This window comes from Streptomyces sp. NRRL S-1813 (assembly GCF_000719605.1).
GTDB lineage: Bacteria > Actinomycetota > Actinomycetes > Streptomycetales > Streptomycetaceae > Streptomyces > Streptomyces decoyicus.
The window spans coordinates 334,483-357,310 of record NZ_JOHB01000009.1; the positions used below are offsets into that span (position 1 = coordinate 334,483).

Genomic DNA, 22,828 nt, shown 5'->3' on the forward strand with positions numbered 1-22,828 from the left:
ATGCTGTTCCTGGGGGCGTGGGGTATCCGCCGGCAGGACGCCATATGGCGGGACGAGGCCGTCACCTACGACATGGCGCACCGCGGCCTGGCCGATTTGTGGGCCACGCTCCAGCATGTCGATGTCGTGCACGGCCTGTACTACGTGCTGATGCACCTCTGGTTCGCCGGCTACGACGCCACCCTCCGCGGCGCCTTTGGTGATGCGGTCGGTCTGCGGCTGCCGTCCGTGGTCGCGATGACCGCCGCCGCCGCGGGCGTCGCCCTGCTGGGGGAGCGCCTGGTCGGCCGGCGGGCGGGGCTGCTCGCGGGCTGCACCTTTGCGCTGATCCCGGTCGTGCAGCAGTACGCGCAGGAAGGCCGCTCGTACGCGACGGTCTGCGCGCTGGTCGTCTGGGCCAGCTTGCTGCTGGTGCTTGCCGCCGTCCGCCCGCGCCGAACGCTGTGGCTCGGCTATACGGCGCTGATGCTGTTCGCCTGCCTGCTGCACGAGTTCGCCTCACTCGCACTGCCCGCCCATGGCGCCGCGGTGATCCTCGCGCGCCTGCCCCGCCGGGTACTGCGCTCCTGGATGCTCGCCGCGGTCACCGCTCTCGCCGGTCTGGCCCCGCTCGCGGTGTTCAGCACCCGGCAGTCGGCGCAGATCAGCTGGCTCATGTGGCCGGACCCCGTTCAGCTGCTGACCTTCGCCGTGCTCGCGGTCCTCGGCATCGCCTGCACCCGCGTCCGGATCCGCTCCCGCGGCCCGATCGGACTGCGCGCCCTCGGCCTCCCCCTGCTGCTCCTGCCCACCCTGCTCCTGCTGCTCCTCTCCCATGTCGAACCCGCCTACGTGGACCGCTATGTCCTCTACTACGTCGTCGGGTTCGCGCTGCTCGCGGGCGCCGCACTGGCGCGGCTGCTGCGGCCGCCCGGGGAGCTGGGCCAGACCCGTGGCCGGCGGCTGCGGTGGACGATGACGGCGGTGCTGATCGTGGCGGTGCTGGTGCCCGTCAACGTCCATCTGCGCAGTCCGGACAGCCGGGTCGACGATGTCACCGCGATCGCGCATGCCATACGGGAGGTGGCCGAGCCCGGCGACGGACTGCTGTTCATGCCGTCCCGGAGGCGGATCTGGCGGGCGACCCTGCCGCGCGACTTCCGCGGGCTGCACGATCTCGCCCTGGCCGAGAGCCCGTTGGCCTCGCACACCCTCTACGGCACCGAGCGGTCCGGCGAGGCGATCCGGTCCCGGATGCTGTCCGTCCGCCGGATCGTCGTCGCGGGCGACCCGGACGGCCAGCCGGTCGACGACAACGACCAGGAAATCGCCAAACGGACCACTCTGCGCGAGGCGTTCGGGATCTGCCGCAGCACACAGGTCCGGGGCGCCCGCATCACGGTGTACGCGCGGCCGGGGGCTTGCGGCGGGGGTGGGTAGCTTCCTGCGCACCCCCGGGCGCCGTTATTCCCCTTGTGGTGGGTGGAAACTGCGTACGAGCTCGATGCGCCCGACGATGTGCCGGTTGAACTCCGCCAACTCCTCCGCCGGAACCCAGAGTTCGAGGATCGTCTCGCCGCCCGCCTGACGCACCGGATAGCGCTCGGCGAAGTCCGCCTCGATCTCGAAGCGGGTGACATGGCCGACCCCGGAGGCCGGCACGTTCCAGTCGCGGGCGATCCGTATCGCATAGTCCTCGTTGAGTACGGGATAGAAGATCGGCTGGTCGGGCAGGCGCGGCGGCCAGGCGCGCCAGCCGGACGCCTCGACAGGGCGAGCTCCTCGGGGCCGGTGGGGCGCCAGAGGGTGCGGGTGGCGGGCGCGGCCTCGTCCGGGCGCGGTGTGTCGATCATGCTCGTACGGTACGGGGGAGGGGCCCGGCGGGGCACGGAGATTTCGGGGGCGGAGGGCGCGGGGAACCCGGGGAGCCCGGGGGCCGGGGGAGCTCCGGGTACGGGGGAATCGGGCGGCCCGGCGGGAGGGGCGGGTGGTGGTGCGGGCGCTGGTCGCCGAGGGCTCCGACGGGACGGGACGGGCCAGGTCGAGTCGAGCCCGGTCGGGCAGCCGAGCCAGGTCGGGCCGGGTGGGCGCAGACGCTCGCGCTCGCCGCGGGCCGCAGCTGCCCCGCCCGGCGTCGGCGAGCGCGTACCCGCCGTCCCGGTGGAAGGACGTACCCGCCGCCCCAGTGGGGGCGCGAACCCGCCGCCCCGGTCGAGCAGCCCCCGCCCGGGCACCGCATCGGTGACCCTCACGCCCCAGCCGGCCGCGTCCAGGCGCCGTCAAGGGGTGCGTTCCGTGAGCGGCGCGGCCAGCCGTGCGGGCGGGGTGCTGTACGCCGGAGTGGTCATGACTGCCATGTCCGCCGCGAGTCTTCGGCGCCTACCGAAGGGACTCCGGCCTACGGTGCCCGTATGAGTACCTCCCCGGAGTACGCCACCTTCCACTTCCATGCGCTGCACCATGCCGACCAGCCGCTGCTGCTGCCCAACGCCTGGGATGTCGTCTCGGCTGCCGCGCTCGCCGGGGCCGGATACGCGGCGGTCGGCACGACGAGCCTGGGCGTCGCGGCGGCCCACGGGTACCCGGACGGGCGCGGGCTCGCCGAGGTCCGGGACGCGACGCTGGCCCTGGCGCTGCGGCTCAATGGCCGGCTGCCCTGCCCGTACACGGTCGACGTGGAGGGGGGATTCGGTGGCGGCCCCGGCCAAGTGGGTGATCTCGCGGCCGAGTTGGCGGAGGCCGGGGCCGCCGGGCTGAATCTGGAGGACGGTCTGCCCGGCGGCGAGGGGCTACAGGATCCGGTGCGCCAGGCCGAATTGATCAGCGCGGTGAAGGAGCGGGCGCCGGGCCTGTTCCTCAATGCCCGCATCGACACCCACTGGCTGACGGACAGCCCGCCGCCGCTGTCGGTGGCGCTCGAGCGTGCCGAGACCTATCTGGCAGCGGGCGCGGACGGCATCTTCGTGCCGGGCGTCACCGCCGACGAGGACGTATCGGTCCTGGTCGCCGAGATCCCCGCGCCGCTGAACATCCTCTTCGCCCCCGGCCGGCACACCGTCAGCCGTCTGGCGGAGCTCGGCGTACGCCGCATCAGCACCGGTTCGCTGCTCTTCCGTACCGCCGTGCAGGCCACTCTCACGGCGGCGGACGCCATCCGTACGGGCCGGCGGCCGACGGATGCGGCCGGGGCGGGCGGCGAGGTGCTGGGCTATGAGGAGGTGCAGCGGTTGGTGGCGGGGGAGGAGTAGGGGCGAGCGGGGAGTGGAGCCGTGGCTCAGGCCTGGCGTCCCCGGCTGCCGTGGCGCCGACGCTGTACGACGACGATGGCGCCCGCCACGCCCAGCGCGCCCGCACCGCCTATCACCCCGGCCTTGGGCAGATGGCCGGCCTTCTCGGCCAGGCCGGCCAGGCCGTTGTCGGGCAGCATGATCGACTTGCGGCTCTCCGTGGGCACAGTGGAGTCGGCGGCGAAGGCGGCGCCCGCGGGAAGCAGCAGGGCCGCCAGCGCACCGGTCGCGACGGTGGCGGTACGGATCACGGAGCGGCGCTGGGCCGGCATGGGTACTCCTCGTCGTGGGCGGCTCGGGCCGCCGTAGGGGCGCGGTTCTGAGAACCACGCTACGGAGTGTCCTTAACGGTAATCCGTACGTTGTGTAACAGTCGCCAAGATCTCTGGGAGCGGTCGTGTGAAGGAAGGCCCACCGGCCGGTGCAAAGGGCTGCAAAAGCCGTCAGAATGGCCGATCTGAAGATTCCGCCCGGCATCATCTTGGATAGCGTTGTGTCAGGTTACGTCCGCATATAAAGCGCTTCCCTCGCGGGTGGTCACCCCGAGTGATCGGTTCCGGGGGACCTTCGGGCCGGGCGGTGCACGGGCCCAGTGGCAAGGCGTAAAGGCGGTGGCGACGACATGCGACGGTGGCGACCCCGCACGGCTCTGCCTCCGCTCTCCGCCCGCAACGCCCGCTTCTCCCTCCCCGGCCGCTCCCGCCGCTCCCCCCGCTCGTCCCTCCTCGTGCTTCCCGTCTGCGCCGTCCTCACCTCACTTGCCCTCCTCGCGGGATGTGCGGGCGTGGAGGGGTTGCAGAGCGAGGGGCGCGCCCGGGACGTGGATGCGCCGCTGGTGCTGTGGCCGGAGTATTCGCCCGCCCCGCCCGGCCGGGACGAGAACCCGGTGGCCCTGGTGCCCGTACCGAACGTCCCGCGGATCCCCAGCGGCACCATGGCGGACGCGAACCCGCTCGCCGTTCTCGATGCGGACATCGCCGCGCAGGGCCGTACGCCGCCCGCCCCGAAGGCCGTACGCCGCCCCGAGCTGCACGACATCACGCGTGACGGCAAGGCGAACCTGATCATGGCCGTCGACCTCGATCCCCGCACCAGCGAACTGCGTGTCTACAGCGTCCGGCGCACGGTGGTGACCCGGGTGCTCGTGCTGCGCGGTGTGCTGGCCGGTGTCGACCTGGCGGCCGGGCATCTGGTCATCCGTGAGCCCACCAAGGATCCGCGCTACGTCAGCGTCACCGACTATGTCTGGGACGGCCACTCGATGAGCTTGTGGAACCTCACCCTCGACGACGCCCGTACGCCCCAGACCCCGCGGGCCGGCGGCGGCAGCCCATGAAGCGCCCGGCGGTCTCCCTCCGCTGGAAGATCGCGCTGACCGTGATGGCGGTGAGCTGCGCGGTCGCCGCCGTCCTCGGTGTCCTCGTCCACAATGCGGTGGCCCGGCAGACCGTCGGCGAGGTCCGCAAGGAGACCCGCGCAAACCTCGACAGCGCCCTGGAACTCTTCGAGTACGGCACCTCGCGCGAGGGCCTCAACTCCCTCCTCGACCCGCCCGAACTGCCCGCCGAACTGCGCCGGCTGGCGCGCTCCGGGCAACGCGGCACCATGGTGGGGACGTACCGGGGCCGCCCCGCCATGTGGGCGGCGGCACCGGCCGACGGCCAGGTCATGGCCACCTGGTTGCCCTTTGGCAACACCCGACGCTCCCTCGAGATACTCGACACCGCCATCCTCGGCTCGGCCGTGCTCGCCGCCGCGGTCGTCGCGCTCGCCGGTCTGTTCCTGGCCCATCGCATCAGCCGACGGCTGGGCAGCACGGCGGCGGTCGCGCGTCGTATCACCGCCGGAGACCTGGACGCCCGGGTCGGCGACCGCGCAGATCAGGGGCAGGGCGGCGGCGCGGCGGGGCGGGACGAGGTGGCGGCGGTGGCCGCGGCGCTGGACTCCGTGGCGGGCTCCCTACAGAGCCGTCTCCAGGCCGAACAACGCTTCACCGCCGATGTCGCCCATGAGCTCCGTACGCCGCTCACCGGCATCCTCGCCTCGGCCGAGCTGCTGCCGGAGGGCCGCCCCAAGGAGATGATCAACGATCGGCTGCGGGCGCTGCGTCGTCTCACCGAGGACCTGCTGGAGATCTCCCGGCTGGACTCCGGCACCGAGCACGCCGACCTCGCCGCGTATGCCCTCGGGGCGCTGGTCGAAGGCTCCGTACGCGCCACCGGCCTCGACACCGTCGTGCGGATCGGCGCCGACACGGTGGTCGAGACCGACCGGCGCCGACTCGACCGCATTGTCTCCAACCTCGTCATCAACGCACACCGGCACGGCCGCGCTCCGGTCGTCGTCACCGTCGACGCCCCGCCCGGCGGCCCACCGACCATCGAGGTACGCGACCACGGCCCCGGTTACTCCGTCGACCTGTTGCACCACGGCCCGCAGCGCTTCCGCACCGACGCCCCGGGCCGCGGCAAGGGGCACGGCCTGGGCCTGACCATCGCCGTCGGCCAGTCCGCCGTCCTGGGCATCGACCTCCGCTTCACCAACGCCCCCGACGGCGGCGCCCGCGCGATCCTCCGACTGCCTCATGGCGCCCCCGCCGCTCCATGACCCGTCGGCCCGTCGGCCCGTCGGCTCGGCCGGTTGGCTGGTCGCCTGGCTGTTTGGTCGCCTGGCCGGGGGAGCTTTTGTCTGTCGGTCAGCCCGTACCACTGGCCTCCTGGGCGATTACGCCCGTGGGCCGGCGATCGCACCGGCCTCGGTGGGCGCTGTCACCGGCCACGGCGGGCGCCGTCACCAGTCAATGTCATCCGGCGGCTCCGGCAGCGCCTCATCATCGAACGGATCCGGCGCGGCAGGACCGCCGACGGCCGCCCCGGCCGGCCCGGCTGTCCCGCTCGGCCTGGCCGCTCCCGCACTCCTGGCCGGCCCGGCAGTCCCGTTCGCTCCGGCACTTCTGGCCGCCCCGGTTGCCTCGACTGCCGCTGCCCCGCCGGAGCTCTCGCCTCCGCCGCTCTCGCCGTCGGGGGCCGCTCCGTCGGGCGCCTCCCGGCCCGCCAGCACATCCAAGATCTGCGGGCCGTACTTCGCGAGCTTGTTCTCGCCGACCCCGTTGACCGAGCCGAGCTCGGACGTGGTCGTCGGCCGGAGGGTGGCGATCTCCCGCAGCGTCGCATCGTGGAAGATCACATACGCGGGCACGCCCTGCTCCTTGGCCGTACGGCCCCGCCAGCCGCGCAGCGCCTCGAAGGCCGGCAGCGCCTCCTCCGGCAGATCCGCCGGCACCGCACGCTTGCCCTTGGCCTTCGCCTTGGCCGCCCGCGCCGCCTTCTCCGGCTCCCGCCGCATCAGCACCTCGCGCCGGCCGCCCAGCACCTCGCCGCTCGCATCCGTGAGCACCAGCGTGCCGTAATCGCCCTCTACGGCGAGTAGCCCCTGCGCCAGCAACTGCCGTACGACACCCCGCCATTCGGCTTCCCGGAGGTCGTCCCCCACCCCGAAGACGCTCAGCCCGTCGTGATCGAACTGAATGACCTTGGCGGTCTTCTTCCCCGTCAGAATGTCGATGATCTGGCCCGCGCCGAACTTCTGCCCGCGCTCACGCTTCAGCCGTACGACCGTGGACAGCAGCTTCTGCGCGGCCACCGTGCCGTCCCAGGTCTCCGGCGGGACCAGGCACGTGTCGCAGTTGCCGCATGCGCTGCTCTCCTGGCCGAAGTAGGCCAGCAGCCGGACCCGTCGGCATTGCACCGTCTCGCACAGCGCCAGCATCGCGTCGAGATGGGACGACAGCCGCCGCCGGTGCGCCTCGTCCCCCTCCGACCCGTCGATCATCTTCCGCTGCTGGACCACATCCTGGAGCCCGTACGCCAGCCAGGCCGTCGAGGGCTGCCCGTCGCGCCCGGCGCGGCCCGTCTCCTGGTAGTAGCCCTCGACCGACTTGGGCAGATCCAGATGGGCCACGAACCGGACGTCCGGCTTGTCGATGCCCATCCCGAACGCGATCGTGGCGACCACGATCAGCCCGTCCTCACGCAGGAACCGGGCCTGGTTCTCGGCGCGCGTCCGCGAGTCGAGTCCCGCGTGATAGGGCACCGCCGCAATGCCGTTCTCCACCAGGAACTGCGCGGTCTTCTCCACCGAGGCCCGCGACAGGCAGTAGACGATCCCCGCGTCCCCCGCATGCTCGTTCCGCAGCAGCTCCAGCAGCTGCTTCTTCGGCTCGCTCTTCGCCGCAATGCGGTACTGGATGTTCGGCCGGTCGAAGCTCGCCACGAAATGCCGGGCGTCCGCCATCCGCAGCCGAGAGGAGATCTCGGTATGGGTGGCCTCGGTCGCGGTGGCGGTCAGCGCGATCCGTGGGACCTCGGGCCAGCGCTCGTGGAGCATCGACAGCGCCAGATAGTCCGGCCGGAAGTCATGGCCCCACTGCGCGACACAGTGCGCCTCGTCGATCGCGAAGAGCGAGATCTTCCCCCGGTCCAGCAGGCTCAGCGTCTGCTCGACCCGCAGCCGCTCGGGCGCCAGATACAGCAGATCCAGTTCCCCGGCCAGGAACTCGGCCTCGACGAGCCGCCGCTCCTCCAGATCCTGTGTCGAATTGAGGAACCCGGCTCGCACCCCGAGCGCCCGCAGAGCGTCGACCTGGTCCTGCATCAAAGCGATCAGCGGCGAGACGACAATGCCTACACCGGCTCTGACCAGCGAGGGAATCTGGTAGCACAACGACTTACCGCCACCGGTCGGCATCAGGACGACCGCGTCCCCGCCCCCTATGACGTGCTCAATGATCTCCTGCTGACTGCCGCGGAACGACTCATACCCGAACACCCGGCGCAGCACCTGCACCGCCTCGCTTGCGTCCGAAGCGCCTTCCACATCCATGTCCACGACCACTTCCACGTCCGCCAGAGCCATTCCTGAAGCCTACGAGTTCCGAGGGGGTCGCCGTCGACCCTGTGGATAACTCTCACCGCCCCGCACGGTCAGACCGGTCGAAATTCCCTTAAACGGTACGAACAGGCCCCGCGCCCTTCCGCTCGCGCGGCGGCACCGGCCCGCTCCGCTCACTCGGCCGGAAGCGGCGGCAGCTCCGCATGAGCCACCTTGAAGCCACCCTTTATGACCGAGGCGAACGGGGCCGGTGCCATACAGGTGCCGACGTGCGGGAAGGTGGCGTGGCCATCGACGACATCGACGTTCGAGACGGCCCAGGAGAATCCGAACCTTCCCTTGCCGGGACCGCCGTTCTTGACGCTGAAGCCCAGCCGCTCCCCGATCTCCTCCGGGTCCTCCGGCTTGGTGACGACGGCGCTGAGGGCGGCGCTGTCACCCCCGGTGACCAGGCAGTCCACCGAGGCTTCCGCACGTCGGCCCTGCTTCTTCTCGGGCGACCAGTGGTAGATCGTCACCGTGCCGCGCGCATCGGTGGGCATTCCGTGTGGCAACCCGCTGACGGGCCGGCTGAACGGAGCCGCCTTCGCGTCGACCGAGAAGCGGATGTCGTCGTGGGGCGAGTAGCGGCAGAAGACCCGGGTTTGGCCGCTCACCCGGCCGTGCCCGGCCGCGTTCTTCCGGGGCGCATGACCCCGAAGTCGCATCGGCGGGGCGACAGCCCGCTGTTCCTCGCAAACCGCCTTGCCGGGGGTCGAAGTTCACGATCACATACGCATCGACATGTACGCGCCAAGTGCACGGTCTGTGAAAACGAGGGGAATTATGATGAAGGCAAAGGCGCTTGTCACCGCCGGGGCAGCCGGTCTGTTGACGCTGGTTGCAGCACCGGCAGCGTTTGCTTGGTCGGGCAACATGTCCGGTGTCCTCACCGGCTTCGAATCGGGTCGGTGGACGGTCTCCGGCGGGTCGTCCGAGGTCCGTTTCTCGTCCTGCTCTTCGGTGGGCGTTGGGCCGGCTCAGAAGACCACTGACATAGAGCAGTGGGAGGACTTGAGCCTGTCCCCTGACAGTCGGTCGGGCGATGCTGCACGGCTGTCGGGGTGCTTCCACGGCGACACGTCCTCGTTCACCCGCTCGCTCCCCAGCGGCGCGAAGGCGTACTTCCTTGTCGACAAGATCAACGGTGAGGACTCGGGCAGCGGTCTCGCTGTGAAGTCGATTACCGTAAACGAGTAATCGAACCAGACCGTGCAGTGACCTGTAGTGAGGGGTCCGCGAATGTCGCGGACCCCCGCTTTCTGATGTACCGGGAGAGTGCGCGTGCCCATGCAGATGACCGACTGCTGGTTCGCGTACCGGCACAAGGACGTGCTCTCCGGCTTCAACTACGCCCTAAAGCCGGGTAGTACGGTTCTTCTGGGGCCAAATGGCGCCGGCAAGTCGACGTTGCTGTCCCTGGCAGCGTCCGTCCGTCGTCCCCAGCGGGGCGCCATCACCCATCGCGGCGTTCCTGCCACGAGCCGCGACTACCGGCGGAAAGTCGCCTGGATGCCGCAGAACATCACTGCCATGCCAGGTCTGACCGCCCGTGAGCAAGTCGCCTTCGTCGGCTGGACCAAGGGAATGAACCGAACCAACGCGTGGGCCAAGGCAGCCGTGGCTCTGCAACAAGTCGACCTTGCCGACAAAGAGAGCGTGAAGACGAAAACACTCTCCGGCGGACAGCTGCGTCGTGTCGGCGTCGCCCAGGCACTGGTCCATGACGCTGAAGTCCTCCTGCTCGACGAACCCACAGCGGGCATGGACCCCAGACAACGCCGCATATTCCGCGACGTCCTGGCCCAGCTCCCCTCAAACGTGGCTGTCCTGCTGTCCACCCACGATGTGGCAGATCTTGCCGAGGAGTCCGACAACGTCACTGTGCTCGACGGCGGAAGGCTCGTCTACGACGGAGACACCAGCGGCTTCCTTGCCCATGCTCCTCAGGACACCACGCCGGCGCGCCGGGCAGAAGCCGCCTACAGCATGCTGTCTGGAGGCGACTCATGAATGTGAAGGCCCTGCTGCGCACCTCCAGCGCCACATTCCTCGCCGCGCCTGTACTCGTTTTCACCTTCTTCGTCGCCTACTCCAGCGGAAGCCTTGGTCAATTCGACAACAGGCATCCCCCAACGGTGTCGGCAGCTGCCTATCAGGCTCTGATATTTGCTGCATCGGCGGCAGCCGGCTGCGGCGCGTGGGAAGCCGGACGGCTGCGGCAGAGCGGCATCCGGGAGATGGCGCCATGGCGCAGCAAGTACCGCATCGCAGCGCAACGTCTCAGCCTGCCAGTGGCTTTGGGCGTGGCGGTGATGGTCGTGATGACCGTGATGCGTTTCGTGCAGGCATCGGTCTTCCCGGACGCGGCTTCCCTGCCAGCCGTGGTGATCGGGCTACTGCTGCCCGTCCCCTACGCCGTGATCGGTTTCGCGATCGGGAACGTGTCCCGTTCTCCTGCGGTCTGTGCGCCGCTGGTGATGGCCGGGACGTGGTTCTTCATCGGCTATGCGGGAAACAACTCGACCGACATCCCCGGCACACTGTGGCTGCGACACGCAGCGGCCTACACCATGAGTTCACCGGAGATCGATCAGGTCATATCACCCGTCGCCCTGCTGGTTCCCGTGGTGTTCACGTGCGCGGTTGCCGGCTCCGCGACGCTGCTGTGGGGCCCGTGGCGGTCGGCGGTCCGCATCACCCTGGCCGGCCTGCTGGCCGTGGCAGGTCTCGCTACCTCCTGTGTGGTGGCGTCCAGCTGGGGATACCGCACCCCGATGATCACCTCTGCCTTGGCCGAGAAATGCAGCAGCCGCTCTGGCGTCAACGTATGCGTCCCCGAGCTGTATCAGGACATGCTGCCGAAGGTGCAGGCGACAGCGAGTTCGATCGTCGAGCACCTGCATCGTGCGGGGGTACCGGCGCCGAAGAAGGTCACCTACACACGTCTCGACGCCGGCGCGGGGTCTGAGGTGTGGCACATCTGGTTCCTGCCCAGGACCAGCACTCACGAGCTTGCCGAAAGTGTGGCGCATGCTCCGCTCAACGACGCGGAATGGTCGTGCCTGGGCCGCAGGGACTTCAAGCGGGCCGATGCCCTGGATCTGTGGCTGCGCTCGACTGCCGGCCTGGATGTCGGCGATTCTGCATCCGACCGTGAAACCGTCACCGCCGTGGAGAAGGTCAAGAAGCTTCCGGTAGGTGAGCAGACCGCCTGGTTCGCTGAGGCCCGAGCCCAGGCCCGCAGCTGCGGGAAGGCCGGCTGATGTACTGGTGGATCAAGGCGCGGCGTGCGCACATCAATGTTGCAATGGGGCTCTTCGTCTTCGCTGTGCTCGTATGGCTCTTCCGCGACCGGCTCGCGGCTATGCCGTCGCTGGCAGGCGGGAACGAGGTGCAGTTGATGCTGCTCGCACCTTTGTCGGTGTGTGCGGCCATCATCGCGACGCTCTCTGCTCGGGTTCACGATGTGGAGGACGCGGGGATCCGCCCTTTTGCGCGCATGGACGCCGCATTGGTCATCCTCGTCGTACTGGCGGCAGTCGGCATCGGTTACGGCTTCTCCTGGGCGCTCGGCTCGGGAGCCGCAGGGGCCGTCGGCCGGAACACGGCGCTGCTCACAGGGTTCATGCTCATGTGCCGACCCTTGCTCGGTGAGCGATCGCTGGTCATACCCCTTGCGTGGATTCTGCTAGTCGTCGTTGAGGGCTATGACGGTCTCGGGCATCCCCATGCGTGGGCACTTCTCCCCGCGCCGGGGACGGACCTCCCCGTACTGGCCGTGACAGCAGTGGTGTTCATATCGGGAGTGCTCCTTTCCTCCCGCGGAAAGAGTTGAGGTCTTCACGACGACCGTCGCAGGGTGACCTTGGCATCGGTGTTCTGACGCTTTGGCGGCCCGGGACTCACGCATTCGCGGCACTTGCTGCTGGGGCATCGGCCGTGACGCTACGGCCCGGCGGGCTGCGTCCTGATGGCCCACGGTTCGGCCCGCTGCCGCCGGGAGGGCCGAACGTCTGCCAGATACTCCCGATTCGCGTTGGCCCCACACGGCCCAGGGACGACCCAGCGCCGAGCTCGGCCCCCACTGGTGCACCGAGCGAAGCACCCATGTCGGGCTCGGCCGCATAGCGGCAGCAGATAGGTCGCCCTGATCCACGTCTCAGGGGCCGGGTCCGCTCACGCGCTCGGATTCGTGACGGTGGCGGTACGGCGTTCTACCCATGCCGGCCTGCATGCCCGGAGCGCTCGGCCTTCTGCGGCGACGGCCGGCGTCGCCGCGCTGTGCGCGGCACCTCTGATCTGTGATCTGACTGCTTGCAGTTCCAGGAGGCCGGGAACGTCAGCGTTCCTACCTCGACGTGTGGTGTGCTCCTGAACTTCCCCAGGGCCGGGCAGCGAGCGGAGCGAGCCTTGAACCCGTAGAGGGTGCTGTGCTCCGGAGTTGGCGGGTCGCGAGGGATCCGGAGCAGTGCGGCAGCCTGGCCCCGTCGCGGTGTGCGAGTGGCAGGTAAATGACGGGTCGGGCGGTCCAGTGCATCAGGGGTGCGATGCATGATGGTCAGGGCGATGGCTTCGCGGTCCTGGAGGGCTTCGAGTGCCTGACGGTATCCGTTCAGCATCACTATGGACGTGTACACGCACGTCGTCCAGGACACGCAGCGCGAGGCCATCAGCCACATGGGCCGGCTGCTGAAGAGGCGTCCCGGTCGTGAGTGACGGTCGCCGTTGATGTCAGACCTGGATGTCAGAAGGGGGGCACCTCCGAAAATCCGGAGGTGCCCCCCTTCTGAACTGGTGCCCCCGGCAGGATTCGAACCTGCGACACCCGCTTTAGGAGAGCGGTGCTCTATCCCCTGAGCTACGGAGGCAGGGATCTGTCGGAAAACGTGTCGGAAAATCGGTCTAGGTAGACGCGATGATCCAGAGCGGCTTGCCGACAGCGAGCGGAGGCCTGGCCGTGAGGCCGGGCCACCGCGGCCAGTGTAGCGGGTGGTGCTTGATCCGCATTCGGATCCATGGCTCCCGGCGCTCCCAGGCGTGGGAGGCCGGGGGCAGGGCCGTCATGCTGCGGGAGTGAAGTCGATCATGGCGCGGGCGACGGAGTTGCTGAGCCAGGCGTACCCGATGTAGATGAGCAGAGCGGCGTTCGCGCCGTAGGCCGGGACTCGCTTGTGTGGGTAGCTCTGGTCGAAGCGTGAGTGCTGGGACTCACTGTCCTGGCGGAAGCCTTTCAGGCGGCGGCCGGCGTGGGTGCCAGGGGGGACCTGCCGCAGGTGCTCGGTCCGATTGAAGCGCTGCCGCCCTGTTGACGGGTCGATCTGCCGGTCCTCCTCGGTTTCGTCGACCCGGATGTGCTCGGTGTGGATCTCCTCGGGGCATTGGATGGTCACGCGGTGGTAGTAGCGCACGCGCTTGCCCTTCCGGCACTCGAGTTCCTCGACGGGCAGCGGGGTGTAGTGGGTGACGCCGTCGACGGTGACGCGTCGCTCGCAGAGGCGGCCTTCGGCGACGTAGAGGTCGTGGCGGCACGCGTCGTACTCGTAGCGATGAAGGGACTCGGGGGCGAGCCCACTGTGCTGGGTGGTGAAGACGACGAGACCGTCCGCGATCAGGGGTGCGCGGTGAACGCCACGCAAGGCGGTGTCGTACGTGATCGCGCGCAGGCCGGGGGCCTGCGCCAGGACGCGCCGGGCCAGCTTGATGAAGGCGGTGCCCTCGTCGTCGCGGATGGGGTCGCGCTTGGCCGACTTGTGCCGGATGGACTCGATGCCCAGGATCACTCGGCTGTGGGGGTACGGCAGCGGAGAGGAACTTGTTGCCGTAGACGGTGGTACCACCGCCTTCGACGGTGTTGCTGGCGTCGGCGTCGACACGGTGGTGGCGGATCTCCCCGGTCACCTTGTTCACGGATTTGCGGTGTCGTTGTGAGGAGGGAGGGCAGGCGACCGTGGCGTCGGCGTGGATGACCTGGTGGCGTTCGGGGTAGCTGCGGCTGACCCGCTTGCCGGTCTCCTTCATCATTCCGTGGTCGAGGGCCTGTTGGATCCACAGGTCCCGGCTGATGTCACGCACGCTCGCGAACGCGGGCTTGAGCTTCGTGTGGAAGAAGTAGTTCCACTGGCCCCGTGTGGGTCCGGTCGGTTGAAGGGCGTCGGCGGCTTCATTGCCCATGTGGGTGCGGACGCCTCGGCATACGACATCCCACCACTGCTTCTCCTCGAAGTGGGACGCGGTAGCCCGGGCAGAGCCGAACAGGGAGATGGAGCAGAGGAACACAAGGTAGGCGATCGGCGGGTGGATGGCGGGTCGGCCCACCCTGCTCGGCGCGGGCAGGGCACTGACAGCGGCGTAGAGATCGGGGTTGTCCAAAAGGTGTTCGAACCGCTTGCTGATCGTCAGTGGAGGCGCCTCCGGCCCGTTCGGTGGCAGGGGGTCGGTGGCGGCACCGAACGTGTCGTCGGGGATCGTGCCCATGACGTAGTCGGGCGTCTTCTTGGTCGCCTTGCGCCTTCTGCGCTTCTTGGGAGCGGTCACCTGGCATCGCCTCGCCGAGGCGTGTTCCACTGCAGGTCGGCCAAGCCGGCTGCCACGTCGAGGGAGGACAGCCCCAGGCGGCGGGCGACCTCGGAAAGCTGCCCGGTTTCGTTCAGGATCTGGCGCGCGACGTAGCGGGTGACATCTCAAGGCTCGACCTTGCGGGCCGTGGTGGACAAGCCGCTGCGACGGGCGATCTCACTGAAGCCGGCACCGACGCTGGACTGCACGACCCTGGGAGACGAGCAAGCACTGGCCACCAGTCGGTGTGGTCCAGCCCGTTTCCCGTTACGGGATTGACGAAGCCCGGTAGGCCTTACCTCCCGTCATCTTGACGGCTCCGGCGGTAAAACGCACACTCACGCCTTCTCCGTAGATTTCTACACGAATTCTCGATTCGTGAGTGCGTCCCATTTCAACGTTTTGTGTGGGCGTATACAGCCAGCCGTCGACATCGAGATTCTGCAAGTTGGAGAATGTCAGGTGAAAACCAAAGTTGTTAAATTTCCTCTCTCCCCATTCTGGAATCTTCTTGTCCGGGAGGCGCTGGAGGTCGACCCCAAGCGTGAGCGCCGTTCCCCGCTCATCGATCTGTAGGGAGGGTAGATTGCAGCAACTCAAGTCGGGCGCAGACTCAAAGAATCGAGTGGCGAACTCCGGGTTCTCAAGCAACCCGATCCAATTCTTTTCAGAATCTTTCATAGTAGACCTCTACTTCGGGGTCAGGGACGGAGTCGTACTTCAGCCTGTCCATTCTCCCTACATAGTGATGATTTTCTCGATCAGGTCCGTCATCGGGAGCACGGAAGGCGCTAATCCTTCCAACTGTAAGGGAATCGTGGCTGGTGAACGACAGGTTGGTTTGGCTGCTCAGGACTTCCACTTTGATGCGCCGCTTTTCGAGAGGCTCCATTTGTACATCTGCCACCACTGGTGGCTCCCATCGGCGCATTGAGAAGTCTTCGACGGCTAGGAATCGTACGTGGCACTGAAGGCGGTCACATCCTTGGTCCGTCCACTCAGGGAGTGGACGATCAGGGAAGGTGGGCAGGTCCAATCGAAGAATCATCGTGGGCCCATACTGGCTGAGGTGAATGGACCTCAACGTGACTTGCGCAAGCGGAGGGATTCTCGAATAATGCTCGCGCAGCTTATCCGTAGAGCTGATCAGGTCTTCCCAGTTTTGGATCATATGGATAATGCTCCTCGCACCCTTCGTAGACTCCGCCTCGTTGCGATTCCGGAGTATCTGCAGGCCTAATATGCAAATGAGGGGGCTGGTAGCCTTCCTCGCTTGGATTTCGGTGCCCCGTATAGTGATCTTGGAATACTACCTCGTCGCCGTTTTCAGTGAGATGTAGCTCCACTGGAAACATGATCGGGTTGTAGTTCTCGTCAAGAATTTGCTTATTTCCATGCGAAGGGGATGTGGTATATGGGTCCAGCCAGCTGTCGTAGGGCTCTGCCCCTTCAGGGATCCCGGCGTCACGAAATGCCTTTCGCTTTACCTCCTCAAAACTACGCTCCTCGTCGGGACATTCCAGTCCCAGCGGGTCGGCCCACGAAAGCGGATTTATGACATACGCGTGGTGGTTGGGAGCAGGCGCGAGGCCGAGCGGATCCGGGCTCAGGTACGAAGCGGTGTCGGGTGAGTAGTACCGGAAGTAGTTGTATCTCAGTCCGGACTCGCCGTCATGGTACTGACCTGGGAAGCGCAGCGGGCAATCCACCTCGCCACCCGCTGGGGAGAGTGCTGCCCCCCATACGGTCGTGCGGTGCTGCCAGGCTATTCGGCCTTCGCAGGTGATCAGTTCGCTGGGTGTACCAATGCGGTCAGTGACGATTGCGTAGAAGCGTGTGTCGCATTCCGCCTGGGTGATCGTCTGGGCGATTGGCTTCCTGGTGCGGGCAAGGTAGTCCCAAGTGGTCACTCGGCCCGTTGTTTCGACCTGCTCCACCAGGGTTGTGCCATCCCAGGTGAAGAGGGTCTGCTCAAGTACGGTAAAACCATCGGGCGCGAGGCGCTGCTTCCCAGTGCGTCGACCCAAGGGATCGTACTGATAGTGCCAATTGCTGCCGTCTGGAGTGGTCAGATCGGTAAGTCGATCGTCCGCGCTCCACGTGTATGTCCATATGCGTGTCTGTCCGTTGAGCAGCCGACGTGTGTGTCTGACGACGCGCCCCTGTGCGTCATGTTCGTAGGTGTTGCGGCCGGCACGTTGAACGAGAGTCCCGGTATATTGGCGGTCGCCATTGGCTTCACCACCAACGGGTGTACTCGAGTGGGCGAGGTTGCCCGCGGCATCGTAGGCGTAGGTTTCGGTCCACCTATCGGCATGCACGCCGGTTATCCGACCGATGGTGTCAAGCTCATAGGTGCGGTGAATGCCGCCGTCATTGATCGACGTCACGTGGCCGTCTGCGCGGTGGGTGTAGGTGCGGCGCAGCAGTTCTTCGTTATCGGGGGCGGTGATCACCTGCGCGCTGAGGTGGCCCAGAGCGTTCCAGTCGTGGGTCAGGTCGAGTCCCGGGCCGAGGGAACGCTTGATCTCACGACCTGCGGTGTCATACGCGAGGGAGATGCTGCCCGCTGCTGAAGTCAGTTTCGCCGGACGGGCACGGGCGTCATACGTCCACTCAGACAGCGCGCCGCTAGGCGTACGGCGCGCGACGCGGTGGCCGAGCAGGTTGTACGTGTACGTGGTGGTGCGACCGTTGGAGGTCCCCGCGAGAGTCCTGCCCAACGCGTCCCGCTCGAAGCTTATCCGCGCGTCTGGGTTTTCAGCGTGGGTAAGCCGGCCCGCCGCGTCGTAGGAGAAGGTGGTACGCATTCCAGAATCAAGGCGCTGTTCGCGGACACGGCCGAGTGAATCGCGGTGATATTCCACGGACTGGTCGACGCCATTTACCCGCGACACGAGTTGCCCGGCTGCGTCATGCATGTACCTGAGAGTCCGCCGGTTAAAGTCGGTCTCAGATATGAGGTGGCCGGCTGGGTTGTACTCGTAACTCCACGTTCCGCCGTGCGGGGTAGTCACTCCAATGAGCCGTAGTTCTGTGTCGTACGTGAACTCGTAGCGTACGCCGTCTGGCCCGGTGCGGGCTGCGGTGAGACCAAAGTGAGTGGATTCGAACTGAGTCACTCCTCCCATCGCATTCACATGGGTAAGGAGATATCCTTCGTCGTCCCAGGTCCAGTATTCACTGGTGCCGTCGGGGGTGGTGCGAGACTTGAGTTTTCCGTCGTCGGTCCACTCTATGTGCGTGGTGTTGCCGAGCGCGTCAGTGACGGTGGTTACTCGGCCGAAGGAATCACGAGTACAACGAGTGGTCCCTCCGAGCGGATTGGTGCTGCTGAGAAGGAGACCGGCTGTGTTAGTGGTGACAGATGTCTTGTTGCCAAGTGCGTCGGTGACGGCGGAAAGGTTGCCGTAGTTGTTGTAAGAGTATTTTGTCTCCGCGCCGACAGGATCGACGACTTGTGTGCGATTCCCGCGGTCGTCATACGCATATTTCCAAGTAGCCCCGCCGGGGCCGATGGCGACCAGAGCTTTTCTGAAGTCATTGAATGTAGCGGTCGCGCGTGTCCCGTCCGCGCGCGTGACCGCAGCAACATTTCCATCAATATCATGCTCGTAACGAGTGGTACGCCCCAGTGGATCGGTGCGGCTCATCAAGCGGTCATATCGGTCCCACTCGGATATCGTGGAATTTCCGAGTGGGCAGGTTTCCCGAACCACTTGACCAAGTTCGTTGTACTCGTAAGTTGTGCTGTGCCCGAGAGAATTCGTATAGACCGTCGTGCGCTGCGTGTCGTCGTAAGTAAGGGAGGCAGACAAGAATCCATCTGGGCCGATACCGCGGCTAACGCGCCCGCTTTGATCGTAAATGAAGCGGTATCCGGAGTCATTCCGGTTGGCCCACGACGTCACTCTTCCATCATCGTCATAGGTAAACCTAAACGGCCGCTCGGAAGAATTGTATATCTCAGTGAGATTTCCGGCGGCATCATATTCGAAACGCATCAGCAGGGTGCCGGGGCTGACCGGGTCCGTTTCGAGTAGATGCAGGGCGGTGATGCGATTGCGCTGGACGCTCACTCGGATTCGATAGCCGCCGCTGTGGTTGATCTCGCGCAGTTCGCCGTTTTCGTGTCGAATCAGATCGATGCGCTGGCCGTTGCAGTTCTCTAGCGAGCGAAGGGGGAGCTGGTAGGCCGGACCAGTAGCAGGCCAATCCTGCTCAGGAGCCACAAAAATGCGGGACATGCCGGTCGTCGGATCGGTGACGGTGAAACGATCCTTCTGAAGAATGTCCCACTCAAGTGGCCATCGAGGCCCTTCCAAAGGGAACACTTCGCCACCAGCTTCCGGCACCGGATACACGAGGAGCATGCCGTCCTCGGACGCAAATACGGCACCGTCCGCGTCAATCTCCAAGCGCTCGTCGAGAGTTGAAGCCCAGGAGCGGCCGAACCAGTGGCCTGATCGGTATGAAGAAAGGTGCGTGCGACGCAATATGAGGGGCAATTGTCCGAGCAGGGTGACATCGGCCTGGCTCATAACCATCTCGCCGGTGACCATGTCGATCGGATCGCCGTTGAGGCAACGACCACGGGTCGGGGTGGCATGCTCCCGCGGCTCTCCCGCACCCTTGCGCAGCGAGACAGGGCGCGAATGTGAACGGCTTCCAGCGGGCCCCTGGCTGCTCGCGGCCTTCCTCAGTCCGCCACCCCTGCCGGGGCCCTTGGAGCCTTCTTCACCGCCCTTGCCGAGGCCCTTGAAGTGGTCGGCCAGGCCCTTGTCGTTTTCTTGATGGTTCTTGGCCATCTGCTTGATGCCGCGGGTCATGTTGTCGTCGAGGTGCTTGGCGGTCTTCTTGACGCCGTCCTCGATGCCCTCGATGACCTTGTCGAGCATCGTGTTCGCGGCGTCGGCGATGAAGTCCTTGCCGCGGGTGCGGCCGTGGTGGCTCTTGGCCCGGCCGATCTTCCCGCCGGCCTTGTTGCGGAACGTGCCGCCCGCGCTCTCCAGGCTGGTGACGACCTTGTCGTGCTCGTTCTTGTCGAAGCTGAATCCGCCACTGCCGCCAGAGCTGCTTCCGCCTCCGCCGCTTCCACCGGATCCACCGTGCCTCCCGCCTCCGCCGCCGGCACTGAGGAGCTCCATGGGGTTGTCGGCAGCTGATTTGGCGGCGTCCTTGGCATCCTTGACGCCCTGGTTGAAACCGTCCTTGCCGGCCTTGGCGGCGTGGCCGAGGTCGACCCCGTCCTGCACACCGAGGGCGTTGGCGCCGAGCTGGACCACCAGGTCGCCCACCATCGCGCCCAGCGCTTCCTCCACCGGGGTGAGAGCGATGCTGATGACCTGTTCGGCGACTTGCTGGCAGACCTCCTTGAACAGCCGTTTCACGATCATCCGGGTGGCCTGCGTCGCACCCAACGCGCCGATTTCGGACAGACCGAGGGTGAACGGGGCCGCGGCCTGTGCGGCGATGACCTCAGCCGCGAGGATGCCCAGCTGGACGAGAGCGCTGATCTTCGCGCCCTCGATCAGGACCGCGACGCCGTCCATGGCGGTGGCCGCCATGCGCCCGCAGTCGGCCAGCCCCTTCAGGTGCTTGCCGTTGATCTTCCCCCAGTGGGCGTTCAGCGCCTCGATCGCCAGGGAGCCACCCGCCGAGCCCACCAGGTCCTGGATGGAGGTGTGCGCCTCGTTCCTGCCCTCGTCTATGTCGTCGGCGAACTCCCTCATCGCCGTCGCCATCTCGCGGTAGTCGTCCTCATCCACGTTCGGCCACGACACGCCGATCAGGTCGAGAACCTCATCCGCCCACCCAGGCAGCACAACACCCACGACTGACCACCCCCCCGTTAACAGGCATGTAGAAGTCTCTCGGAATACGCTCTCACCTGGAGAAACGAACCATCAAGTTTCAACTGAGCCATTCCACAGTGAAGTTGTTTCGGAGTCCCGCGCTCGCGAGCCGAAGGAGATGGTTCCGGCCCAATTGCACGGTGTGCATGCCTCGTTCAGTTGATAGCGGGACGCCCACGTCCACGTGCCTCCGCATGGGGAGCTCGACGTCCTCCTGCCACGTGAGTGGAGCGGGCCGCCCCCGCCGACCGCCACGCCCTGCTCCGCTCCAGCCCCGAATATGCCCATGATGGCAATGCAAGCGCCACGGAGAGACGTACTCGGCTGAGGTCAGGGCGTGCGGCTCGGGAGGGGGGCGGTCACGTCGTCCACCGCCGCCCGCCACTGAAGGTATCTCCCACCAGTGGGCTCGTCCGTGCCCGGTCGAAGAAGCCCGACCATCGGGGCTGGCACTTGAGCTGCCCCCGGCGGGACAGTGGCGGCGGACCACAGGTCAGGTCACTCCACGCAACTTGTCTGACCTGCCAAGGTGCCCCACGCGTTCCCGAAACAGAGGAGGGACGTTCCCCGAGCCTGATGAGGCAAGCCCCTGACCTGCGTCTTCTCAATTTTCCGCAAGGGCCACAGAGGTCACGGAGGCGCGGAGGCACGGGTTTGTATCACTGACAGGGGGACTGATGCGTTCGCGGTAGTTCGCTTCTGTTGGGGATGAGGGGTGGCGGGCGTGCCTTGGTGGTCGGGGTGGGGCGCTGGGGCGGGAGGGCTTCAGGGGTAAATGTGGGGTGTGTGCCGTTCCTGCGGGTTTTGGTGATGGGGCGTCTGGTGGGTTGGTGTGGATGCTTCTGGTGGGGCGGCATGAACGCCGATGGCGGTGGTCGGAATGACCACCGCCATCGGCGTCGTTGTTGTCGGGCCGCGTGGCGGGCCGGCTAGGGGGCCGGGTGTCGTCGTGGTGGCCCGGGGTGTGCGGTCAGCCGCCGATGTGCCAGCTGACGGTGCCGTCCGTGGTGGCGAGGAGGACCAGGAGGAGCAGGTCGACGGCGCCGAGGGTGATGCCCAGGAGGGCGCGGCCGCGGCGGGTGGTGCCGCGGGCCAGGGAAAGGCCGCCGAGGACCAGGGCACAGGGGCCGAGAACGATGTTGAGGACCAGGGTGCCGAGCAGGCCGAGGATGAAGGAGGCCACGGCCATGCCGTCCGCTTGCGAGCGGCGGCGGGAGGCGGGCCGGTACGGGGCCTGGGCTGCGGCGGCCGGCGCGGACGAGGTCGTCCGGGCGGCTTCGCTGAGCGTGGTCATCGGGAGGTCACCTCGGCGTGGTGGCGGCGTTCGCGGAGGAAGAAGACGAGCAGCCAGCCGGCGATGACGGCGGCCGCGACGAGGGTGACGGGGACGGGGAGGTGTGCCGCGGTGCCCAGCATGATCCCCATCAGGAGGAGGGCTGCGACGAGGAAGAGCATGATCTTCCTTTCCGATTCCAGAGGACAGTTGTTCACTCAGTTCCTTCAGTCTACGACCGTCGCCGGGTGGAGTAGTTCGGAGAACGGTTGTTTACTGGATGACATGAGTCACAGTCTTGGAGTCCGGCAGGCCCAGAAGCAGAAGACCCGTCAGGCCTTGCTCGACGCGGCGCTCGGTCTGCTGGAGGAGCAGAGCCTGAGCAGCCTGGGCCTGCGGGAGGTGACGCGGGTGGTGGGGATCGCCCCGACCGCGTTCTACCGGCACTTCCGGGACATGGGCGAGCTGGGTGTCGCGCTGGTCGAGGAGGCGTTGGGGAGTCTGCATGTGATGGTGCGGGCGATCCTCGCCGAGCAGGACGCGGCCGAGGAGCGGATCGACCGTACGGTCGCGGTCGTGGAGCAGCATGTGCGCCAACATCCGCTGCACATCCGGTTCGTGGCGCGCGAGCGGCACGGGGGCGTGCGGGCGGTGCGGCAGGCGATCGCGGGTGAGCTGGACCGGTTCGCGGAGGAGGTCGCGGCGGCGCTCAAGTCCCAGCCGGTGTCGGAGGGCTGGTGCGATGACGATGTGCGGATGCTGGCGGAGCTGTATGTGGACCGGCTGGTGACGACCGCGGCGGCGCTGCTCGACGCCGAGGAGGACGGGGCCGAGGGGGCGGCCGGTCAGGTGGTGCGGGTGGCGCGCCGGCAGCTGCGGCTGATCAGCATCGGGCGGCAGCACTGGAGAGGGGAGAGGGAGGAGAGGGGGGAGGGGCGGGAGTAGGG

The 22,828-nt window shown here is 67.1% G+C and carries 18 protein-coding genes, 1 tRNA gene and 2 pseudogenes; 10 read left to right on the forward strand and 11 right to left on the reverse strand.

Annotated features, from left to right (window positions below):
* Window positions 1-1,419, forward strand: coding sequence for a glycosyltransferase family 39 protein (locus tag IF67_RS0116585; protein WP_420708672.1), 1,419 nt, complete (start codon window positions 1-3; stop codon window positions 1,417-1,419).
* Between the two features lie 24 nt (window positions 1,420-1,443).
* Here the strand turns inward: IF67_RS0116585 and IF67_RS39230 are convergent.
* Window positions 1,444-1,832: pseudogene (locus IF67_RS39230) on the reverse strand (ADP-ribosylation/crystallin J1).
* A gap of 558 nt (window positions 1,833-2,390) precedes the next feature.
* Here IF67_RS39230 and IF67_RS0116600 point away from each other — a divergent pair.
* Window positions 2,391-3,227: an isocitrate lyase/PEP mutase family protein gene (locus tag IF67_RS0116600; protein WP_030986353.1), complete on the forward strand. Its 837-nt coding sequence runs from the start codon at window positions 2,391-2,393 to the stop codon at window positions 3,225-3,227.
* A 26-nt stretch (window positions 3,228-3,253) separates the two neighbouring features.
* Here the strand turns inward: IF67_RS0116600 and IF67_RS0116605 are convergent, their stop codons facing one another.
* On the reverse strand, window positions 3,254-3,538 hold the full coding sequence (locus tag IF67_RS0116605; RefSeq protein WP_030986355.1) for a hypothetical protein: 285 nt from the start codon (window positions 3,536-3,538) through the stop codon (window positions 3,254-3,256).
* A gap of 350 nt (window positions 3,539-3,888) precedes the next feature.
* On the opposite strand from IF67_RS0116605, the gene IF67_RS0116610 reads away from it, so the two are divergent.
* Complete coding sequence (locus IF67_RS0116610; protein ID WP_030986357.1) at window positions 3,889-4,602, forward strand: hypothetical protein; 714 nt, start codon at window positions 3,889-3,891, stop codon at window positions 4,600-4,602.
* Complete coding sequence (locus IF67_RS0116615; RefSeq protein ID WP_037839442.1) at window positions 4,599-5,873, forward strand: sensor histidine kinase; 1,275 nt, start codon at window positions 4,599-4,601, stop codon at window positions 5,871-5,873. The genes IF67_RS0116610 and IF67_RS0116615 overlap by 4 nt, the downstream gene beginning before the upstream one ends.
* 183 nt (window positions 5,874-6,056) lie before the next feature.
* Here IF67_RS0116615 and recQ read toward each other — a convergent pair whose 3' ends face one another.
* Complete coding sequence (gene recQ, locus IF67_RS0116620; protein WP_030986361.1) at window positions 6,057-8,180, reverse strand: DNA helicase RecQ; 2,124 nt, start codon at window positions 8,178-8,180, stop codon at window positions 6,057-6,059.
* Between the two features lie 149 nt (window positions 8,181-8,329).
* On the reverse strand, window positions 8,330-8,812 hold the full coding sequence (locus IF67_RS0116630) for a hypothetical protein (RefSeq protein WP_199812735.1): 483 nt from the start codon (window positions 8,810-8,812) through the stop codon (window positions 8,330-8,332).
* 169 nt (window positions 8,813-8,981) lie between these two features.
* On the opposite strand from IF67_RS0116630, the gene IF67_RS0116635 reads away from it, so the two are divergent.
* From IF67_RS0116635 to IF67_RS44965, 5 genes and pseudogenes are all read left to right on the forward strand, one after another.
* Complete coding sequence (locus IF67_RS0116635) at window positions 8,982-9,395, forward strand: hypothetical protein (RefSeq protein WP_030986365.1); 414 nt, start codon at window positions 8,982-8,984, stop codon at window positions 9,393-9,395.
* A gap of 90 nt (window positions 9,396-9,485) precedes the next feature.
* Window positions 9,486-10,208, forward strand: a complete 723-nt coding sequence (locus tag IF67_RS0116640) for an ATP-binding cassette domain-containing protein (RefSeq protein ID WP_199812736.1) — start codon at window positions 9,486-9,488, stop codon at window positions 10,206-10,208.
* Window positions 10,205-11,461 (forward strand): DUF7224 domain-containing protein, encoded by a 1,257-nt coding sequence (locus IF67_RS0116645; protein WP_158713108.1) that lies wholly within the window; start codon window positions 10,205-10,207, stop codon window positions 11,459-11,461. The genes IF67_RS0116640 and IF67_RS0116645 overlap by 4 nt, the downstream gene beginning before the upstream one ends.
* Window positions 11,461-12,033, forward strand: a complete 573-nt coding sequence (locus IF67_RS0116650; RefSeq protein ID WP_051818120.1) for a hypothetical protein — start codon at window positions 11,461-11,463, stop codon at window positions 12,031-12,033. Before IF67_RS0116645 ends, IF67_RS0116650 begins: the two co-directional genes overlap by 1 nt.
* A 779-nt stretch (window positions 12,034-12,812) precedes the next feature.
* A pseudogene (locus IF67_RS44965) lies at window positions 12,813-12,914 on the forward strand (oxidoreductase); the annotation flags it as partial.
* A gap of 76 nt (window positions 12,915-12,990) precedes the next feature.
* Here the strand turns inward: IF67_RS44965 and IF67_RS0116660 are convergent.
* The 7 genes from IF67_RS0116660 to IF67_RS44240 all read right to left on the reverse strand — a co-directional run bounded on the left by IF67_RS0116660 (window position 12,991) and on the right by IF67_RS44240 (window position 22,063).
* Window positions 12,991-13,066 (reverse strand) — tRNA-Arg (locus IF67_RS0116660).
* Window positions 13,067-13,258: 192 nt separating this feature from the next.
* Entirely contained in the window at window positions 13,259-13,978 is a 720-nt protein-coding gene (locus tag IF67_RS39240; protein ID WP_234341126.1) for a hypothetical protein, read from the reverse strand.
* Between the two features lie 1,042 nt (window positions 13,979-15,020).
* The gene (locus IF67_RS41565; RefSeq protein ID WP_078889469.1) at window positions 15,021-15,434 is read right to left on the reverse strand and encodes an Imm50 family immunity protein; all 414 of its coding nucleotides are present in this window, start codon (window positions 15,432-15,434) and stop codon (window positions 15,021-15,023) included.
* A complete protein-coding gene (locus IF67_RS46275) occupies window positions 15,421-15,924 on the reverse strand; it encodes an Imm50 family immunity protein (protein ID WP_078889470.1) in 504 nt (167 codons plus the stop codon). Before IF67_RS46275 ends, IF67_RS41565 begins: the two co-directional genes overlap by 14 nt.
* Window positions 15,884-20,587, reverse strand: a complete 4,704-nt coding sequence (locus IF67_RS0116675) for a DUF6531 domain-containing protein (protein ID WP_051818122.1) — start codon at window positions 20,585-20,587, stop codon at window positions 15,884-15,886. The genes IF67_RS46275 and IF67_RS0116675 overlap by 41 nt, the downstream gene beginning before the upstream one ends.
* Window positions 20,588-21,578: 991 nt before the next feature.
* On the reverse strand, window positions 21,579-21,902 hold the full coding sequence (locus IF67_RS0116680) for a hypothetical protein (protein ID WP_030986376.1): 324 nt from the start codon (window positions 21,900-21,902) through the stop codon (window positions 21,579-21,581).
* A complete protein-coding gene (locus IF67_RS44240) occupies window positions 21,899-22,063 on the reverse strand; it encodes a hypothetical protein (protein WP_030986377.1) in 165 nt (54 codons plus the stop codon). Before IF67_RS44240 ends, IF67_RS0116680 begins: the two co-directional genes overlap by 4 nt.
* A 103-nt stretch (window positions 22,064-22,166) precedes the next feature.
* On the opposite strand from IF67_RS44240, the gene IF67_RS0116690 reads away from it, so the two are divergent.
* Window positions 22,167-22,826, forward strand: coding sequence for a TetR family transcriptional regulator (locus tag IF67_RS0116690; protein WP_030986379.1), 660 nt, complete (start codon window positions 22,167-22,169; stop codon window positions 22,824-22,826).
* Window positions 22,827-22,828 lie beyond the last annotated feature (2 nt).

What these genes read in the sequence shown, in the direction of transcription:
- IF67_RS0116615 (WP_037839442.1), top strand. Translation starts at nt 4,599, where the DNA reads ATGAAGCGCCCGGCGGTCTCCCTCCGCTGGAAGATCGCGCTGACCGTG.
- IF67_RS0116635 (WP_030986365.1), top strand. Translation starts at nt 8,982, where the DNA reads ATGATGAAGGCAAAGGCGCTTGTCACCGCCGGGGCAGCCGGTCTGTTG.
- recQ (WP_030986361.1), bottom strand. Translation starts at nt 8,180, where the DNA reads ATGGCTCTGGCGGACGTGGAAGTGGTCGTGGACATGGATGTGGAAGGC.
- IF67_RS0116680 (WP_030986376.1), bottom strand. Translation starts at nt 21,902, where the DNA reads ATGACCACGCTCAGCGAAGCCGCCCGGACGACCTCGTCCGCGCCGGCC.
- IF67_RS0116650 (WP_051818120.1), top strand. Translation starts at nt 11,461, where the DNA reads ATGTACTGGTGGATCAAGGCGCGGCGTGCGCACATCAATGTTGCAATG.
- IF67_RS0116605 (WP_030986355.1), bottom strand. Translation starts at nt 3,538, where the DNA reads ATGCCGGCCCAGCGCCGCTCCGTGATCCGTACCGCCACCGTCGCGACC.
- IF67_RS44240 (WP_030986377.1), bottom strand. Translation starts at nt 22,063, where the DNA reads ATGCTCTTCCTCGTCGCAGCCCTCCTCCTGATGGGGATCATGCTGGGC.
- IF67_RS0116645 (WP_158713108.1), top strand. Translation starts at nt 10,205, where the DNA reads ATGAATGTGAAGGCCCTGCTGCGCACCTCCAGCGCCACATTCCTCGCC.
- IF67_RS0116610 (WP_030986357.1), top strand. Translation starts at nt 3,889, where the DNA reads ATGCGACGGTGGCGACCCCGCACGGCTCTGCCTCCGCTCTCCGCCCGC.
- IF67_RS41565 (WP_078889469.1), bottom strand. Translation starts at nt 15,434, where the DNA reads ATGAAAGATTCTGAAAAGAATTGGATCGGGTTGCTTGAGAACCCGGAG.
- IF67_RS46275 (WP_078889470.1), bottom strand. Translation starts at nt 15,924, where the DNA reads ATGATCCAAAACTGGGAAGACCTGATCAGCTCTACGGATAAGCTGCGC.
- IF67_RS0116690 (WP_030986379.1), top strand. Translation starts at nt 22,167, where the DNA reads ATGAGTCACAGTCTTGGAGTCCGGCAGGCCCAGAAGCAGAAGACCCGT.
- IF67_RS0116585 (WP_420708672.1), top strand. Translation starts at nt 1, where the DNA reads ATGCTGTTCCTGGGGGCGTGGGGTATCCGCCGGCAGGACGCCATATGG.
- IF67_RS0116600 (WP_030986353.1), top strand. Translation starts at nt 2,391, where the DNA reads ATGAGTACCTCCCCGGAGTACGCCACCTTCCACTTCCATGCGCTGCAC.
- IF67_RS0116640 (WP_199812736.1), top strand. Translation starts at nt 9,486, where the DNA reads ATGCAGATGACCGACTGCTGGTTCGCGTACCGGCACAAGGACGTGCTC.